The organism is Halalkalibacter suaedae (assembly GCF_017939705.1).
In the GTDB taxonomy this organism is placed as follows: domain Bacteria; phylum Bacillota; class Bacilli; order Bacillales; family Bacillaceae_D; genus Halalkalibacter; species Halalkalibacter suaedae.
The window spans coordinates 331,389-349,361 of the sequence record NZ_JAGKSQ010000004.1; the positions used below are offsets into that span (position 1 = coordinate 331,389).

The following is a 17,973-nucleotide window of genomic DNA, read 5'->3' on the forward strand; positions in this document are numbered from 1 at the left end:
TAGTATATAAGGGAGTGTAAACATGAACATTCGACCTTTAGAAAACAAGGACCTCAATGCTGTTAAAGAAATGATGGAAGAACATCCTCTACAGTTCCCAAGGTTTATTATAGATAAATACCCTCCACGTTGGAGAAACATCTTACATTCAAAAGTCGATAGTGAAATAAATGGTTATTATGTTGCTTGTACGGAAACTGATGGGATAATTGGTCATGCAGGATATATTTTTGATAATGTAACAGGTCTATTTGAAATAGTCGGAGTTGTTGTAAAGATGGATTTTCAGAGAAAGGGTATCGGAAAAGCACTAATAGATTCAATATGTATGAGGGTCAAAGGCTTCGGTGGAAAAAAAGTCATTCTTTATACATTAGGTCATCCTGGAAATGAATCAACTATATCCTTTTATCAAAATATAGGATTTGTGGATAGTCAACAGTAAACTAGACAACTTTTTTAAGGTGTTCAAGTTTGAATTCTAATGGGCTCAAATAGCGTAGTGTGCCATGGATTCGTTTGTGATTAAACCAATGGATATATTGAGAGAGGTCCTTTTCTAAGTCTTTAAGACTATCAAAATGCCGTCTCTTAATAAATTCCGTCTTAATGATTTTAAATGTTGCTTCTGCTACTGCATTATCGTAAGGACACCCCTTCATACTGAGTGAACGCTTGATGTTAAATGTCGCTAATGCCTCATCAATGAGCTTGTTCTTAAACTCACTACCACGATCTGTATGGAAAAGTTTAATCTGACGTAGGTCTGTTTTAATTGACGCCAAGGCCCGATAAACTAATAATGCATTTTTATGGCGACCGGCACTATATCCAATAATTTCACGATTAAAAAGATCAACAAATACACATATGTACTGCCATTTTTTATCGACTCTAACATATGTTAAATCACTTACAACGACTGATAATGATTCTTTTTGTGTAAACTGACGATTCAGTTCATTTTTATGTTCCGACTCATTCGTCCCACTAGAATGTGGTTTAAATTGTGCTAGCGTATAAGAGGAAACCAGGCCCTGTTCCTTCATAATTCGCCCAATCCGCCGTCTGGACACAATCTTCCCACGTTTAACTAATTCCTTTTTAATTTTACGAGTCCCATAGTTTTGAAGACTCTTGTTAAAAATTTCAATAATATCGGAAGTGATGTCGTCTTCGGCCTGACGTTCTTTTGCTTTATAATAATAGGTACTTCTCTTAATTTGTAGGACTTTGCACATTGCTGATATCGAGTATTTGTGTTGATTTTTCTTAATCACATTTACTTTCGTCCTAGTATCAGCGCGGCTTGCTTTAAAATGTCATTCTCCATTTCTAATTGCTTATTTCTCTTTTTTAGTTCAGCTAATTCCTGTTGTTCAGGGGTTAGGTTGTCCTTTTCCTTGAAAGAACCAGAGGTCTGACTCTGACTCACCCATTTATCTAAAGACGACGGAGTAAGGTCGTATTCGCGAATAATCTCTTTTCTTGGTTTCCCGTTCTGGTACAGCTGCACGATCTGTTGTTTGAATTCTTCAGTAAATGTTCGACGTTCTCTTTTAGTCATCGTAGATTCTCCTCGATTATGGTATCTGTAGTCTACTTGACCTTAATTTTTCTGTCTAGTTTAGTGTAGCCGATTCATTGACTTAGTTAGCTTCGATAGAGACTTTTTCATTCCTGATTATCATCGTGTAACATTTATGAGGGTAATAGATTGTTAAGTCAATGAGGTTTATAGTCTCTGAGTAGATGTTGTAATCACTTTATCGTTCTAATTAATAAGGGAGAGCATGTGAAACCTTGTATTTAAACTAAAGGGAGTATTCCTTCAACAAGGGATGCTTTTTCTATAAAAATGAAAAGGAAATTAATGTTAGACTATAGGAGCTTATCTTAGTTGTATAATTTTGCAATTAAATGTAGTGTTACACAGTGTTTGTTTTCATTTATTCAAATTAATTAAGCATATCTACAGAGCTAATCTTAGAAAATTTAAAGAGGAGAGTTCTTATGGTGGAGATTAAAAGAGCTGAAGTAGAAAATTATCAAGTTATCACAGAGTTGTACGAAGAACTTATAAAAGAGATTTGTATTAAAACCAATGTCGTACCCCATTTACCGTGCAAATCTCAATCATTAGAACTGTGTAAAGATTATTTGGAAAATGAAGCTATAAAAGTATTTGTTGCAGAAATGGAGATGGAAATTGTCGGATTCATATCGCTCTGTTCAAGTTACTCTCTATATGCAGGTGGGAAATTTGGAATTATTCAAGAATTTTTCGTTTGTCCTAGTTATCGTTCAAACAAAATAGGCTCAAAATTACTAAATGAAGCAAATAAATATGCAAAACAGGAGGGCTGGAAGCGTTTAGAAGTTGCAACTCCACCTTTACCACAGTTTGATAAATCTTTTTTATTTTATAAAAATAATGGGTTTGTAGATGGGGGAGGAAGAAAAATGAAATTTATGTTTTAGTCATTTTCTTAAATCCCTCAGTTAGATAGGAAAATCACTCAAATACTCTATAAATGGTCCATTCCTACATCAAGAAATCCTTTTCTGCACCGACAATAAAAGGAAATAATGTTAAATTACACGTGCAGAAGTGTTCAATAGAGTATTCGCTTTTTTATTAAACTAAGATATAAGATAGTTGAAAAAGGTGTTTTTACTTTCGTATGGAAGTTTGAATGGATTGGATGTACAAGGAGGTAGAATATAGTGTTACTTAACCCCACCACTTTAGCAAATTGGTTGTCACCACATTCAATAGAATGGTACAAACAACTTAGTAACCTTCAAGGGAAATATACATATTCTTGGAATTCTACGATTACAGAGCCCAACGGAGAATCAATTTTCGATAAAGAAGTGGTTCAAAACATATTAGATAAGAAAGTTTTAGATGTTGGATGTGGACACGGAGAGTTCACACTTGAATGTAGTCCTTTTGCAAAAGAAATAGTAGGTTTTGATGTAACAGATAATTTTGTAAAAATCGGTAGAGAAAATAAAAGGAAAAATGTAACTTTTGTTTTGGGAAATACAAAAAGTGGATTGCCTTTTGAACCCAATGAGTTTGATTTTGCTTACAATCGAAAGGGTCCCACTTCCGCATATCCTTCTCTCAAAAAGGTTGTAAAAAAAGGTGGGAAACTGCTCGGACTTCACCCAGGTGATGAATTAGGAAAAGAATTACCACTTTTATTTCCTGAGTTATTCGAAACTCTACAAGGTAGCCCAATCTTAGATACGATTTATCAAAGACTAGATCTAAGTAATTTCTCTCATAAAGAAGTTGAAGTAGTAAATAGTATTGAACTTTTGCATACCCCATTAGATGTAATAAAATTACGATGCTTTGGTCAAGACCCTAAAATTTATGAAGCTTTAATAGAAGAAAACCTCTCTGAAATATCTAAGATTTTTGAACGAAATACAACAAAAGAAGGTTTACCAATAACATTTTCTCGTTATATAGTTCGTGCAATTGTCTAATGAATGTATTTTTTCTTCAGCTGCTTGAGTTGTTTGGGATTTATTCGGGTAAGCAATATGACAAAACATTTTCTAATGGAGACCAATCCTTTAAGCAGCAGAATAATCAAACCAAGGTTTCCAGTAGTGGATTAGTGGGAGGGTGTAAAGTGAAGATTAGAAATTCAGCCAAAGCTATTATAATTTCTGATTCTAAGGTTTTGTTAACGAAAAATAAAGATGATGATGGTTATTTTTATCTTTTTCCTGGTGGTGGACAAGAGTGGCGAAACTATTCATGAAGCGTTAGCTAGAGAGTGTATTGAGGAAATAGGAAAACAGGTCGAAATAGGCGAACTTCTTCATATTCGTGAGTATATAGGAAAAAATCATGAACATGCTTCATTTGATTTTGAGGTCCATCAGGTTGAATATTACTTTGTTTGTATACTTGAAACTCTAGAAAAAGAGTATGAAATGCCTACAAATCCCGATAGTCACCAAGTTGGAGTGGAATGGATAGATATTAACAACTTAAAAGAGTATAGAATCTACCCAAAAGAGCTAAGGAAATACATATCAAAATATATTATGAATGAAAGATCTCCAATTTATTTGGGGGATATTAATTAAATTTTTGGGAGCTATCTATGCAGGAACAGATTCGTTTTCCGATCGGTCAATTTGAACCATTACAGAATCCAACTCCAGAACAACGTAATAAATGGATTCAGGAGATTTCAGAAATGCCGAAACTCCTTCGGCTTACAGTAGAAAATCTATCTATTAAGCAACTGCACACGCAATACCGTTCTGGTGGCTGGACTGTTCAACAGGTAGTTCACCATATGGCTGATAACAATATGAATGCCTACATCCGATTTAAAAAAGCATTAACTGAAGAGAATCCAATTGCGACTTCTTATCGAGAAGATTTATGGGCAGAATTTTACGATTATAAAAATACACCTATTGAACTATCATTGAACCTTATTGAACTATCATTGAACCTTATTGAATACATTGATAATAGATTTACTACATTACTTGCTTCGTTAACTGCAACTGAGTTCGAAAGGACATTTAAGAGTCCTACACACGGCTTAATGAATTTAGCTGTTGCAACACAAAGGTATGCTTGGCACGGTAGACATCATATTGCACAAATTGAATCGCTTAAACAACGTAGGGGTTGGTAATACAATAGCCTACTTTGCTAGATTGTGAAGCAATATCCTTAAACAAAAAGGTGCATTACCACAACAACGGTAATGCATCTATTTTTGTGCTAATAAAAAGGAAATTAATGTTAAACTGTAGAGACGGGAATGTTGATAAAGGAAAGAGAAACCCCCGTGAAAAAGGAGGGGGAATTATTGGTGTAAAAGGGAATAGAACGTTTTGGTATATGCTATCAGTCTTTCTAGAGAAGTTGAAGTAAACTTTGTAAGAAAAGATGGTACAGAGGATAAAGTAGAATCAATTGATGAGGAAATGCTAAAAGGTTTGAGAGAATAATAGTTTTTTTGTAGTAACGGATACTTATCTTAAAATTATATAAAATGATTAGAGGGGATGCGTACATGGGTATATTATTGATCGTTCTTCCAATCGCTTCAATTTTAGTTGGACTATATTTCATTACATTAGGTCTTTGGGAATTAAGAGAAGGCGTAAATAGAAAACAATACATTAAGTATATGTTCACAGGGTTATTTTTACTGGTTATTCTAACACCAATGATGTGGCTTTTTGGTGGTAGCCTTCTCGGGATGAGTTAAGGTTGTGAATCTGAAAGTGCTTATCTAGGGAGGTTGTTGATATGGAAAACACGCTGCTAATGAGAACAGAAGCTTCTCACTCATTAAATTTTTTAATATATATTCAAAATTTGTTTCTAAATCAAAATGAAAATAGAGATGAATTGAAATTTCCATACATACCAACAAAAATTGAGTTTCGGGAAGACTTTGATACGTGTTATCGAATGTTATGGGAAGAAGTATTGAAGCGAATTACAGAGCATCCCAAAAATGACCTAAAGATGTACATCGAAAAGAAAAATTTGTTTTACCACGGTTTATTCGCTGAAACAGAAAATACTTTAAATGGATTTAATCAATTATATCAAGCCTTCAAAGTATGGTGGGATAGCCTAGCTGGGCGTTTCTCAGTAGAAAGGTCGATTGATGATCAAGGACAAAAAATATATGCAGCATTAGCGGATCTACTTATAGAAGAAAGAATAACACCTAAAAAGGAATTGAATATTATCTTAATCTATGATGATTGTGTCTTAGTTGATCTAGAACCTTCTTCTTATTTGGCAGTTCTTTCTATAAGTGATTGTTTGATGAAGTACAAAGAGTTAATCCGGAAATTACAGTTAAGTATTGATTAGTCAGTCAAGGCTTAAAAAAGCATATATTTAAGGATGTGTCACTGTGTTCGAATTCGGAAAAGTAGTTTATCCAGCGTTCATTCACAAGGAAGATGAAGAGATGTTTTGTGTTTATTTCCCAGCTCTATTTCCGGAATCGGGCTGGGATTATCCTTTATCACGTGGGAAAACAAGGAGTCTAGCTATAGAAAATGCAGAAAAGGAGTTAGCTTGCGCCTTGGCAGGGTTCATATATGATAATGAAAAAGTACCTGGACCGATTCCTATTCCAAGTAATCGCCTTTCCAAAGAGATGGAATTAATCAAGATAGAGACATCGTTAGAGCAATATGCAGAGGAAATAGAGGAGCATTTAAAAGGTCGTCACTGGCATATTGGCTATTACGTCGAAGAAAGTGATGAATATTTTGAAGCAATCGGATTTAAAAATGAGCAAGGAAACTGGGATATTTTTTATTCAGAGGAAAAAGAAGATTCTAATGAAGTTTTACTTTTTACAGTGAAACTAGAATCTGAAGCCTACGAGAAATTTAAACAGTTTGTTGAAAATCTCATAATTAAACGTCGTGGTGAGTTAGAGTAAAGCCAAAATAAGTATTTTTTTAAAGAACTAGTGACAAATTGATTAGATTAGGAGGATCATGTGCCAAACTTTGAGAGAGTTAAAAGATTGTCCAATCTATTATTTGGAGCAAGTGGTGTGTTAGTATGTTTCATTGTAATTAAACTACCGAACTATACAACTGAAGAAAGATTTATGTCGACTTCTCTTATCCTGTTAATTTTCTGCATGATCTTAGCAATCTCTTTAAGATGTGTTGCAAAAGATGCAAAAGAATATATTAATAGTGTGAATAAATATAAACGGTAAGTGATTAATTTTTGAATTGGATTGCTCTCTTCAATGAGTTAAATGAAATTAATGTGAACTACAGCTGTGAGTTGGATGTAGATGTTGATATTTAAGGTAACATCAGGGAACAATAATCTCTAAGAGTCGCTAAATAAGGGGGATTATTGTTGAAGAAAATTATCTTGTTTTTTATGTTGGCATCGGTCTTTTTTAATTTTTTACCAAATTTTATTTATGCTGAAGAAAAGATAAATAACGATCTATTGAAAGTGATCAATGAATGTTTACCACCAAACTCAGAATTGATAAGTCCCGAGGAACCTAAATCAACTAAGCCATACCAGCTATACGATTTAAATCAGGACGGAAGAGAAGATGTAATTATTAATTTTGTAATAAAGGCAGAAGAACAACCGAACCCATCACAATATGGTGTAATAGTTCTAAGGAAAGAAAATGAAAGATGGAAAAAGGTCTGGGAAAGCCAAACCCAAGGAGTAGGATTAGCTTATTCAGGTACGGCAGATCTTACTGGTGACGGAATTAATGAGTATCTCTTTGGAGTGACAATTGGTGCTTCAGCTGGAAATACATTAGAGGTTTTTAGATGGAATAATCATTCTTTTCAGAGGATAGCAGAAATTCCGAATCATATGATGGAGCTAATAACGGATAAGAAAACAGGTATAGCTGTTTGGCAGCGCTACATTGCAGATGCCTATTTTGTAAATGTTCTAAAATGGAATGGCGTTCGTTTAGCTCGGAATGAAGAACTGTTCTCTAGTTACTATCCTACAATTGAAAAATTTTATCAGGATAAAATAGCAAAGTTAGATGCGTGGTTCTATTGGTACACACTTGCAGATGCTCAAATTAAGGCGAATTTATTTGAAAAAGCGAGGAATTCAATACAGAAAGGTACTGAATTAGCAAAAGAATCATCACTACCTGACGAAGTAGAAAGTTTCAAACGATTGCTTGATGAGCTGGAAGAAAAGCAAAAATCATAGTATCCGGAATCATTTTAGAAGCAAGTGTCAGTTAGTTATTACAACAATAAAAAGCCTTGAGAGGATTAGGATTCCTCTCAAGGCGAGTTGGGAACGAAACCGTTAGTGTATTAATACACCATCAGATCATTTACAATGGCTACTAAATCCCAAGCCCCTTCTTGATTCTTGTCGAACACGAGATTCAGACTTCTCCAATCCAATCCATCATACTCTTCTGTACCGTCATAATGAAATTCAACGACCCTCGATTCTGGGTAAAATTCCTTAATATTTGTACTTCTTTGATCACTAGGATCATCTGGATTTGGATCGACATTCATTTCATCTGGGTTCAGAAATCTTTCTGGAATCACTCGTTCATCAAAATATGCTTCAGGACTTAACTTGATTTCTGTATTCGCTTCTTGTATGCCCCAAACATATTCGGTTGGGTCCTCTAGTAGCGTGACCACTTTGCTTTGGGCAACTTTCACCGAGAAATCTGCGATATATCCGTCAGGTGAAAACAATAGCCCTTTTTCTTTGTGAACATAATCTGCGAGTACGTCCATATCGCGGTCGTGTAATGCTTGAACGATTTCCTCTGCCTTTTGCTCGATCGTGATTTGTTCTTCAGTAGGCTCTTCTTGATCAGTCACTTCTGGTTGTTCGTTTGGAGACGGCTTCTCTACACTTTCGACGTTCTCGACATTATCTGTTGATTGTTCGTTAGTCGTCAATATGTTAACGCCAATAATGGAAAATAAGGTGAGTGCTGCAGCTGTTGCAATACCTACGGTGAGCTTTTTTATGTCCATTCCACTCTTTATTGGTTGTGACCCATCATCATCGTTAAGAGACTCCATCAGATTTTGGTGAATCTGGTCTTTTGTCGATTGAGATAACCGATGTGAAGGTAGTTCTTTGACTTTATCTTCGAATGATTTATGATTATTGTTCATCTGATTGCCTCCCGATTTCTTCAGTCCTCAATGCTTTAATGGCACGATGGTAATTGGTTCTGACCTTTGTTTCATTCCAACCTAAGATTTCTGCTGTTTCCTTAACTGATAAATCCTGAATGCCACGTAAAATCAGGACATCACGGAATTTCTTTTTTTGTTTTGAAATAGCCGCATAAAGTCCCTGGTATTCTTCTTTTCTTAAGAGGAGCTGCTCAGGATTGGCATCTGATTGCTGATTCCAAATGCTTTCATCAAAGGGAGTGGCGGATTGACTAAGCTTGTTCTTCTTCTTTCTCCCTTCATCAATGGCAACATTACGTGCAATGCTGAAAAGCCAAGTCTTCGGAGTCGATCGTCCTTGATAGGAATGAAGACCCTTCCCAGCCTTAATGAATACGTCCTGAACTAAATCTTCTACATCCGTTTTACCGGTGTAGTAAACAAGGAAATTGTAGACATCATCACTGTACTGGTAAAACCATTCTGAAATTGTTTTCTTTGCCGTCATAATTTAGCTCCCCGTATGTGATTTCACTTATTAGACGTAAGGCATTTTTTTATGTGTCAAAAAAAGAGTGTTTTTTTAGTTTTAGAATTTTCATTTTGGGATTCATTAATTGTATTATAGGGGGAATTTGAGGAGGGTTGTTTGATTTGACCGTTATTAATTTCACGTTAAGTATGAATTTTTATCTATTTACGCTCAATTAAAAGGAAATTAATGTTAAAATTAATGGAAGATAGTTTCAAAATACCTTGGGACTTAGACACAGATGGCTTCAAGGAGAATCAGTGGATTTTTTTCGGACGAGGAAGAGTGGGATGTTCGTTTAGAACGTTAATCTAGGACAGTTGGATGCTTTTAACGATCTATTTATAGGGACTGAGTAAATTTTTTTGGGAGGCGAAAATGAATCAATTTTTAAAGTATTTTATATGGACTGTGATCATTGGATTTGTCATGTATATCGGTATTAGATTTCAGCTTAATCTAGAAGAGAAAGCTGAAACAACTTATACTTTGATTCCGACTACACTTTTTCAGGTTCTTTTTCCTATCATTTTAGGGCTATTACTTCGCTTACCGCTATTACTAGACGAAATCAATAAAAAGAAAAGATGGACAGTGAATTGGGCGAAAATAATCGTAATTGGTATACCTAGTTTATATATAGCTCTGACGCCCCTTCTTTATTTTACATCCTTTGGAAACTATTTGCCCCTTACCCTTGAAATGGTCATGCTAGAATCAAATACAGTCACTACAGTAGCCGGTTTGATCTTTGGTTATCTTTTACTCGATAGCCTAAAGGAATGAGTAAATGAAACTTTTGAAATTCGAAACTGTGATACTTACTTGTTAGGAGGTGGCTCGAATGAATACTAATAACTCAAACAATAATAGCTGCGTGAAAGAAGAACTAATACCATGGCAACCAACTAAGAGCTTAAAAGGTAATAATACCTATGATTTTAATATGATTGAAATGGAAAGACATAATGATTATTTGAAAATATCATTTGAGGATCATTACGGAAATATAGTAGATGTTTTCTATAGGGATCTAAATAATCTATGTCCATTAGAATACTGTGTATGGGCATTTCGCTACAGTACAGAGCTTGGAAGTATCCATCTAAATAATAGAGACATTAAGGGAGTAAATGTTGATCAGGATTCAGTTTGCTTTTATAAAGCGAAGAACTCGGTGTATGTGAGTGAGTTTGATGAAAATCCAATTGCGAACAAAGTGGTATTTCCAGAAGTGGAACATCACCTTTTTATAACAGGAGATGAAATTTTTGAGGTTATAGCGAATTATGAGCCTGAATTTGTTGAAAGAAAGAAATGATTTTTTATTATGTACATGTTGGAAGAATTTGTTATGATGGTTTATAGGTGCAATTGTATAGGCAGGGTGGCGTTCAAAATCCCCCATCAGTAAGGGGGTGAGAACATGAGTGGAGACTTTGATTTAGCGACAGCTACATTTATTCTTCTGTTCATCACACTACTTGTTACTTTAATTGATAAAATCAAAAAGTAACCTACCCTGCCGCCAAAGCTGTGTAGGTTACTTTTTTCCATACTGCTGATGGTTGACCGCCTTCAAACGGTCTATACGATTGTACCGCAAGCTATGGTGACCGCCATAGCTTGTTTTTACTTTTTGTTACATTCTAGATTCTATACAAGAATTATATGTTATTTAGGGAAATGTTTCAAGTATGGCAAACTTAACACGTTCGTGAAGGCTCTCTGTCTTCATGGATAATGCTAAATGTTTAAAAACACGTAAATCAGCAAACTGTACATATATTATACGTCTGTTATACAATGTTGTTGAACTTTAGCTTAGTCATTGAAAAGAGTGCTTGTTTGAAGAATATCGCCATTTATCGAATCATTGTCATTGTAAACATGGCGGTGAAGTTTTTTATACAAATTATTCTCTTTCAGAAAAGGTATCAGCATAATTGGAGTAGTGATCAGGCCCAACGCAAGTGGGAGGCTTTATTAAAGAAGCAAGCAGCTGAATATCGTGAGACGGCGATTAAACTAGAGGGGCTTTTAATTAAATTAGGTCAGTTCCTAAGTTCAAGAGCCGATATTATGCCACAGGTGTTTTTGAATGAATTAGAAGAGCTTGTCGACCGAGTTCCAGCTGTCTTTTGGGAAAAAGCAAAAAAGGTGTTAGAAGACGAATGGAATGGTGATTATGGAGCCATCCTTCATAAAGTGAGTGTTGAACCGGTCGCTTCAGCTTCGATTGGTGAAGTGTACCATGGTTATTTGCACAATGGTGACTCGGTTGCAATTAAAATCCAGAGGCCTGGCATAGACAAAATCATCCGTACCGATTTTAAAGCGATGAGAATCGTGATGTGGCTTGCAAAGACGTTCACGTCATATGGAAAGAGAATGGACTTATCAAAGCTATATAAGGAAATGACGATTGTCATTGGTGATGAACTAAATTTTATCAAAGAATTAAAGAATGCGACCTATTTTCAGAATCGATATTTGGATTCGGCTGAAATGAAAATACCTAGTTATTATCAAGAATATTCAACTAGAAAAGTACTTGTGATGGAGTGGATTGAAGGAACGAGAATTACCGATTTATCTTTTTTGGAGAAGAATGGAATTAATCGTGACGAGCTTGCTGAGCGTTTATTTAAAGCATTTTTGGAACAAATCCTTCAAGAAGGTAGGTTTCATGCAGATCCACACCCTGGAAACATTATGGTACAGAGCGACGGGACGATTGTGCTTCTTGATTTCGGGATGGTTGGAACGATTCAGAAGAATGACGCTGTTGCGATTCGTAGGCTTGTTGAAGGGATTCTGTTTGATGATTACGATAAGGTCATTGAAGCATTGGAAGCCTTGCGTTTCTTATTGCCTCATGCGAATAAAGAGAAATTAAAAGACGTTATAAGGACATTGATTAACACCTATGTCGAGCGGGATTTCACTCAAATGGATGACTATTTAGTTCAGCAAATTCTTGATGATATTCAAACGGTGATTAAAGAGGAACCGATTCAATTGCCGAGTGAATTAGCGTTCTTTGGTAGAGCGATCTCAACATTTGTCGGCATTCTCTATATTCTTAATCCTAAAATTAATATCTTGGAAATAAGTAAGCCACTGATTATGGAGTGGTTACGGGATTTCAAGGAGGATGGTCGTTCTTCAGCAGTCGGGCTTATTCAGCAATACTTAAAGCCGTTATTAGGGGTTCCGCGTAAATTGGATGACGTCTTAAATGAACCTAAACGATTCCGGCAGTTACAAGAAGAAAAGGAGCAGCTCCGCCTCCGGGAATCGTTTTACCGATCGGTCAAACGAGATACGTTCGTCTTTATGATTCTTAGTTTGATCGGTAGTTATATTGGGGTGATCCTAGACCAGACCGAATTGATCTATGGAAGTGTCGCAACCTTTGTCATTAGTACGTTGTTCTATCTACGTTCACTGCTTTCTTACCGGCGGTTAGTGAAACGATCGTTCAAAAATGAATCGAAAGGATGATCACCATGACAGAGGAAAAGGTACAGAAACAAGCAACAAAAGAATACGGTCCATATGAGTTCAAGCTTGAAGGATTGGAGGATGGCTACCGGGTAACGTTTAAAGGAAATAAAGAAGAGATCAAATCGCAGCGACGGGTAGGAGCTTCATTTATCAATTTCTTGCGACAAGCAGAAAAAGCTGGCTGGCCAATTCCGTTTCCGTTTCGTCTCTTGTTGAAGTTTTGGAGTGAGTATAATGGGAAAGGGGAAAAAGTGGGTTAGGTTTGAAAAAATAAGACTATATTCTGTTTCTGACTTATTTCGAGTCAGGAACTTTTTTTGTGGTATGTTGCAAGATTAAATATGAAGCTGATACGTTCGGTTTCGCTTATCCCCACTTGCTACACGGAGGATCTTTGAATCAACGAGTTTATGTAGGAGGCGTCTAGCATGACGATCACTAACTCGTAGATGAGTGGCGAGCTCTAGCGGGGTGAATGGACGAAGCAGTCGCTCGGCGAATCTGACAATTTCTACTTCTACCCATGGTAGTGGTGGAGAGGTAGTTGTTGAGATGAATTTTCCTATAAAAGCAAGAATAAATTGTTGACATTGTTTAGGCTCATCCTTGATTGATAGATAAGCAATTGGTAGTATAGTCCAGCCATCTAATGCTAATAAAGAATGCCGCCAGCATAAATCCTTAAAACGTCTCACGTCAAGATCCCTCGCATGAGGCCCATATCCTTGAATTTCAATACACCCTTTGGCATCCATCGGCCTATAGGCAAGGTCTAGGTAACGGTATCCGTTGTTGAGATCTCGCACTTCCCATTCGGGATACAAATGATCAAAGTTCCCTACAGTGGGGAACCAAATCAAGCGAAGAAATTCAACGGTTCCATGACCCAATCCCTTCTCTAGGAGCTCTCGTCGTCTATGATTCTTTTCCTCAGAAATATTTAAATAAAGCCAATTGTCATATTCTTGCTGGAATCGTAGTTTCATTGATTCACTATCCTCTCTGGTTTTTGTTTGTTGGGGATTACTTACGGACATCTGTTCCGCTAATCTGCGCGAAAAATAGACATATTTGGGAGTAACGGACATTGAGTACGTTAATTTTGTTAAATAGCTGTCAATATAGAAGGAATGACCAGAAATAAAGGAATGGATGTCCGTAAAGAAACAAAAATGACGATTTTGAAGAAAATAACGGAACAGATGTCCGTAAAATAATCGAAGGGATTTTTGTTAGGGGTTTTACTGGTGGGATCTTTTTTAAATACTGCATTTTTAATTTTTATGGATGTGTTTATGGTTGATAAATGATAGCTCAATCATAGAGTTATTGAGAATAGAATTTTGGATATGCTTGCATAAGCTACTGTTTCATTAATTCACTATCCTCTCTGGTTTTTGTTTGTTGGGGATTACTTACGGACATCTGTTCCGCTAATCTGCGTGAAAAGTACACATAGTTGGGAGTAACGGACATTGAGTACGTTATTTTGCTAAATAGCTGTCAATATAGAAGGAATGACCAGAAATAAAGGAATGGATGTCCGTAAAGAAACAAAAATGACGATTTTGAAGAAAATAACGGAACAGATGTCCGTAAAATAATCGAAGGGATTTTGCTAGGGGTTTTACTGGTGGGGTCTTTTTAAATATACTGCATTCTAGTTTTTAATAAAAGTATCGATTTTGACAAATGGATTCAATCTAGTGTGATCTACCTAACAGCATAAAATACTTTCCCTGTTTAAACTAGCTATGAAATGATAAAAAAAGCATAAAGGGAGGAAAATCATGCGGAAATCATATATGCCTCTTGTCTATTCGTGCTCTGGCTGTTCATCTGCAGCACAAACCGCTAATGCCATTGTTTTGAGGATGGACCGAGAGCAGGTAGCGGAAATGTCTTGTATTGCAGGGGTTGGGGGTGATGTTAAGTCGCTTGTCAAAACTGCAAAGTCCGGAAGAAGTATTATCGCGATCGATGGGTGTTCGTTATCGTGCAGCAAAAACTGCTTGGCAAGACATGGTGTCGGAGTCGATTCTTATCATGTTCTTTCAGACTATTCAGTACCAAAGCTCAAAGGCAAGGATCCAAATCCCGATTTACTCGAGCAAGCGTATAAGCAAATCATGGTAGATCTTCACGAAGAAAATTTAGTGATTAGATAACTCTATTGTAAGCAAAAGCCTTGGTTCATGAGAACCAAGGCTTTTTGTGGAGGAGAGAAGGCTGTTCCAAATCTCCTTTAACAAGGAGATTATTGTAGCACATTACATAATTTACCTGTAGTATAAATGGTAAGAGGTGAGGAGATATGACGAAACAGAAACTACTATTGGTTTTGGCCGTCTTTGCAGCCCTTGCCATTTTTGCATTTGTGAGTAAAAACGTGCAAATAGATACCATCGGAGAATTGGAAGAAGAGATTGAAAATGAGACAGAGAAAGAACCACCCAATGAACAGGTGCAACACCATCCTTTCGTTCAGGAAATGACCGAGGATGAATGGAAACATCATACGGCTCAACTAATCCCAGGATTTGAATGGGCTCGTGAATTAGGGTTAACTCGTACATATGATGAAAAATGGATGGTTAAGGGAACAGATAAAACATTTAAGATTGAAGAAATTTGGTACAGCAAAGATTACGTCGCCATGATTTATAGTGTGGATATCGATGAAATAGCATCAGAACTAGAAAGACCCAGCTGGCATTATTCGATTTATTATAATGAAGAGAAATATCTTCAGATAGAGGGACAGAGGATGTCGAACTTTGAAGATGATCGTATCGTTAATGGGCGTTACCACCAGATTGCTTTATTTCCAGCCATACGTAAGGAAGACCAAATGTTGGTTAGAGAAGTAGAAGAGTTAGATTTACGAGACATGACAATTACTTTACGTGGAAGGATCTATCATCTCTCTAATCAGAAGGTTCCTGTCTCTTTTAATGCAGATGACTTAGAGCAGCTAACAGTTGAAATGGATCAAAAGATTGAACTTGATGAAAATATAAGGATTACCTTCAAATCCCTTCATATAGCCCCTGGTTATACGTATCTGAATGCTGTTCTTGAAGATAACCAGGATCAAGTTATGTTTATACGAACTTCATTAACTGATGATACTACTGGTCATCGTTCTTCAGGACATTATACAAATGATCCTTCTAGCGAAGAAAAGAGAGAAGAAGTGGCGGTGAAGTCTATGTCATTTTACCCAATTAATTACCTTCCAACTAATTTGAACTTAACAGTTGATTCAGTAGAGATGACTAACACTGAAGTCATAGAATTCAACGTACCGATCCAATTAGAGGAGGATAAGACGCTAGAACCGATTGCAATTAATGAGCATTATAATGGGATTGTTGAGGTGAAATCGAGAGAAGAAAATAGAGTGGTTTGGGGTATTACATTTGAGGAAACTGGTGTTGAAACAAATCAAAAAGTGACTACTGACATGATTAACTTTCCCTTAAATTCAAGTAAGTTCAAGCCTAGTAATCTGATTTCTTACATTGACGATAGGGGTCAAGTAATGCCAGATAGCTCTTACAAGAATATGGGGTCTTCTGATACCACGATGCATTTGGGGATAGATATATCAACTCTTCCCAAAGAAACTGAGTACGTCACAGTTAAAATCGAAAACCTTCTATTTGAGACAGCTGTTAATAAAACAATCCAGATTTATGAAAATGAATAACGACACTTAATCGTTTGTCATAGAAACACTTAAAGGATGGAGAATAAGGATGGGCATGCATTTTAAAGACTTCTTCAAGGAAGAGCTAACAGTCGATGAGATACAAGAGGCTATGGCCGCTGGAGTGATCACATCAAAAGAATTGGTTATGTATTATCTTGATCGAATAGCAAATTATGACCAGGATGGACCTAAGATAAATTCTATACTTGAAATCAATCCTGAAGCAGTCTTCATTGCCGAGGGACTCGATCATGAACGAGAAACAATAGGTGCTAGGGGACCATTGCACGGAATTCCTGTTGTTTTGAAAGATAATATTGAAACGAACGATAAGATGCATTCAAGTGCAGGAATGATTGCCCTCGAAACCCATCTGGCTAGTAAAGATGCCTTTCTCGTGAAGAAGCTTCGAGATGCAGGTGCTGTTATCATGGGGAAAACGAATATGACAGAATTAGCTAATGGGATGTCTAGTGAGATGTGGGCGGGTTACAGCTCAAGAGGAGGACAAACATTAAATCCTTATGGTGATCCGACTTTGTTTGTTGGTGGCTCTAGTTCAGGATCAGCGGTGTCAGTTGCTGCAAATTTTACCGTTTTGGCCGTTGGAACTGAAACGGACGCGTCGATTCTAAGTCCTGCGATCCAAAACTCAGTAGTAGGAATTAAGCCAACTGTCGGTTTAATAAGTAGAAGTGGTCTGATTCCATTCACTTATTCTCAGGATACAGCTGGGCCCTTTGCAAGAACGGTGAAAGACGCCGCGATCCTACTAGGTGCTCTAACAGGCGTAGACAATGCTGACGCTGCTACTTACAAAAGTGAAGGACGGTTCCAGAAAGACTATACAAGCCATTTAGATGCTAAAGGACTAAAAGGTGCTAGAATTGGTATCTTTCAAAACGCATCTAAAGAATTTTATCAATCTGACGAGTTTGACGAGGAACTATTTACGAATGCTATTAATGTTTTAGAGGAGGAAGGTGCCACTATCGTTAACAACATCGAAATTGCTGCCTTTCATCGAGAATGGAAATGGGGCGTGAATTTTTACGAATTAAAACATAGTCTAGAGAATTATCTAGCTACATTGCCAAGACATTTGCCTGTCCACTCTATATCTGAATTAATTGAGTTTAATAAATGCATAGCAGAGAAAGCATTGAAATATGGTCAGGATAAACTGGAACAAAGAGCAACATTTCCGAACACACTAAGAAATTCTGACTATTTAAAAGCAAAGCTAGAAGACTTATATTTTTCACAAGAACAAGGGATCGATTATGTCCTGAAAACGTATGAGTTAGACGCGATTGTCTTTCCGTCATACATAGGTTCAACGATTAGTGCGAAAGCTGGATACCCTTCTATTGCTCTTCCAGCTGGGTATATGAAAAGTGGTAGACCTTTTGGGATCACATTAGCAGGTCCTGCTTTTAGTGAAGGTGCCTTAATCAAACTTGCCTATGCTTTTGAGCAAGCAACGAAAGCTCGAAAAAGTCCACCTACATGTACAAAATAG

Annotated in this window: 20 protein-coding genes and 1 pseudogene; 17 read left to right on the forward strand and 4 right to left on the reverse strand. The window is 36.5% G+C overall.

Annotated features, from left to right (window positions below; translation table 11 throughout):
* The first annotated feature begins 22 nt into the window (after nt 1–22).
* Entirely contained in the window at nt 23–445 is a 423-nt protein-coding gene (locus tag J7W16_RS12030) for a GNAT family N-acetyltransferase (RefSeq protein ID WP_210597546.1), read from the forward strand.
* Nucleotide 446: 1 nt separating this feature from the next.
* On the opposite strand, the gene J7W16_RS12035 is transcribed toward J7W16_RS12030, so the two are convergent.
* A protein-coding gene (locus tag J7W16_RS12035; RefSeq protein ID WP_210597547.1) for an IS3 family transposase occupies nt 447–1,567 on the reverse strand; the annotation gives its coding sequence in 2 pieces (ribosomal slippage) (nt 447–1,318 and nt 1,318–1,567; 1,122 coding nt in all).
* Between the two features lie 446 nt (nt 1,568–2,013).
* On the opposite strand from J7W16_RS12035, the gene J7W16_RS12040 reads away from it, so the two are divergent.
* The 9 genes and pseudogenes from J7W16_RS12040 to J7W16_RS12080 all read left to right on the forward strand — a co-directional run bounded on the left by J7W16_RS12040 (nt 2,014) and on the right by J7W16_RS12080 (nt 7,747).
* Entirely contained in the window at nt 2,014–2,481 is a 468-nt protein-coding gene (locus tag J7W16_RS12040; protein ID WP_210597548.1) for a GNAT family N-acetyltransferase, read from the forward strand.
* A gap of 246 nt (nt 2,482–2,727) precedes the next feature.
* The gene (locus J7W16_RS12045; RefSeq protein ID WP_346726928.1) at nt 2,728–3,504 is read left to right on the forward strand and encodes a class I SAM-dependent methyltransferase; all 777 of its coding nucleotides are present in this window, start codon (nt 2,728–2,730) and stop codon (nt 3,502–3,504) included.
* A gap of 149 nt (nt 3,505–3,653) precedes the next feature.
* A pseudogene (locus tag J7W16_RS12050) lies at nt 3,654–4,116 on the forward strand (NUDIX domain-containing protein).
* Nucleotides 4,117–4,133: 17 nt separating this feature from the next.
* Nucleotides 4,134–4,682 carry a YfiT family bacillithiol transferase gene (locus tag J7W16_RS12055; protein ID WP_210597549.1) on the forward strand — a complete coding sequence of 183 codons (549 nt, stop codon included), beginning with the start codon at nt 4,134–4,136 and terminating at the stop codon, nt 4,680–4,682.
* A 384-nt stretch (nt 4,683–5,066) separates the two neighbouring features.
* Nucleotides 5,067–5,264 carry a hypothetical protein gene (locus tag J7W16_RS12060; protein ID WP_210597550.1) on the forward strand — a complete coding sequence of 66 codons (198 nt, stop codon included), beginning with the start codon at nt 5,067–5,069 and terminating at the stop codon, nt 5,262–5,264.
* 41 nt (nt 5,265–5,305) lie between these two features.
* Nucleotides 5,306–5,884 carry a hypothetical protein gene (locus J7W16_RS12065; RefSeq protein ID WP_210597551.1) on the forward strand — a complete coding sequence of 193 codons (579 nt, stop codon included), beginning with the start codon at nt 5,306–5,308 and terminating at the stop codon, nt 5,882–5,884.
* Between the two features lie 43 nt (nt 5,885–5,927).
* Nucleotides 5,928–6,467 (forward strand): type II toxin-antitoxin system HicB family antitoxin, encoded by a 540-nt coding sequence (locus J7W16_RS12070; RefSeq protein ID WP_346726929.1) that lies wholly within the window; start codon nt 5,928–5,930, stop codon nt 6,465–6,467.
* A gap of 60 nt (nt 6,468–6,527) precedes the next feature.
* Entirely contained in the window at nt 6,528–6,755 is a 228-nt protein-coding gene (locus J7W16_RS12075; protein ID WP_210597552.1) for a hypothetical protein, read from the forward strand.
* 149 nt (nt 6,756–6,904) lie between these two features.
* Nucleotides 6,905–7,747 carry a hypothetical protein gene (locus J7W16_RS12080; RefSeq protein ID WP_210597553.1) on the forward strand — a complete coding sequence of 281 codons (843 nt, stop codon included), beginning with the start codon at nt 6,905–6,907 and terminating at the stop codon, nt 7,745–7,747.
* Between the two features lie 110 nt (nt 7,748–7,857).
* On the opposite strand, the gene J7W16_RS12085 is transcribed toward J7W16_RS12080, so the two are convergent.
* Entirely contained in the window at nt 7,858–8,691 is an 834-nt protein-coding gene (locus J7W16_RS12085) for a hypothetical protein (protein WP_210597554.1), read from the reverse strand.
* Nucleotides 8,681–9,202, reverse strand: coding sequence for an RNA polymerase sigma factor (locus J7W16_RS12090; protein ID WP_210597555.1), 522 nt, complete (start codon nt 9,200–9,202; stop codon nt 8,681–8,683). Before J7W16_RS12090 ends, J7W16_RS12085 begins: the two co-directional genes overlap by 11 nt.
* A gap of 402 nt (nt 9,203–9,604) precedes the next feature.
* Between J7W16_RS12090 and J7W16_RS12095 the strand changes: the two genes are divergently transcribed.
* The 4 genes from J7W16_RS12095 (at nt 9,605) to J7W16_RS12110 (ending at nt 12,996) form a co-directional block, all read left to right on the forward strand.
* Nucleotides 9,605–10,012 (forward strand): hypothetical protein, encoded by a 408-nt coding sequence (locus J7W16_RS12095; protein ID WP_210597556.1) that lies wholly within the window; start codon nt 9,605–9,607, stop codon nt 10,010–10,012.
* 58 nt (nt 10,013–10,070) lie between these two features.
* Entirely contained in the window at nt 10,071–10,547 is a 477-nt protein-coding gene (locus J7W16_RS12100; protein WP_210597557.1) for a hypothetical protein, read from the forward strand.
* Between the two features lie 527 nt (nt 10,548–11,074).
* Nucleotides 11,075–12,733, forward strand: coding sequence for an ABC1 kinase family protein (locus tag J7W16_RS12105; protein WP_210597558.1), 1,659 nt, complete (start codon nt 11,075–11,077; stop codon nt 12,731–12,733).
* A 5-nt stretch (nt 12,734–12,738) separates the two neighbouring features.
* Nucleotides 12,739–12,996 (forward strand): hypothetical protein, encoded by a 258-nt coding sequence (locus J7W16_RS12110; protein WP_210597559.1) that lies wholly within the window; start codon nt 12,739–12,741, stop codon nt 12,994–12,996.
* Nucleotides 12,997–13,071: 75 nt separating this feature from the next.
* Here J7W16_RS12110 and J7W16_RS12115 read toward each other — a convergent pair whose 3' ends face one another.
* The gene (locus tag J7W16_RS12115) at nt 13,072–13,722 is read right to left on the reverse strand and encodes a transcriptional regulator (RefSeq protein WP_210597560.1); all 651 of its coding nucleotides are present in this window, start codon (nt 13,720–13,722) and stop codon (nt 13,072–13,074) included.
* A gap of 804 nt (nt 13,723–14,526) precedes the next feature.
* Between J7W16_RS12115 and J7W16_RS12120 the strand changes: the two genes are divergently transcribed.
* The 3 genes from J7W16_RS12120 (at nt 14,527) to J7W16_RS12130 (ending at nt 17,973) form a co-directional block, all read left to right on the forward strand.
* Entirely contained in the window at nt 14,527–14,904 is a 378-nt protein-coding gene (locus J7W16_RS12120; RefSeq protein WP_210597561.1) for a putative zinc-binding protein, read from the forward strand.
* Between the two features lie 146 nt (nt 14,905–15,050).
* Nucleotides 15,051–16,448, forward strand: coding sequence for a hypothetical protein (locus J7W16_RS12125; RefSeq protein ID WP_210597562.1), 1,398 nt, complete (start codon nt 15,051–15,053; stop codon nt 16,446–16,448).
* A gap of 49 nt (nt 16,449–16,497) precedes the next feature.
* Nucleotides 16,498–17,973, forward strand: coding sequence for an amidase family protein (locus J7W16_RS12130; RefSeq protein WP_210597563.1), 1,476 nt, complete (start codon nt 16,498–16,500; stop codon nt 17,971–17,973).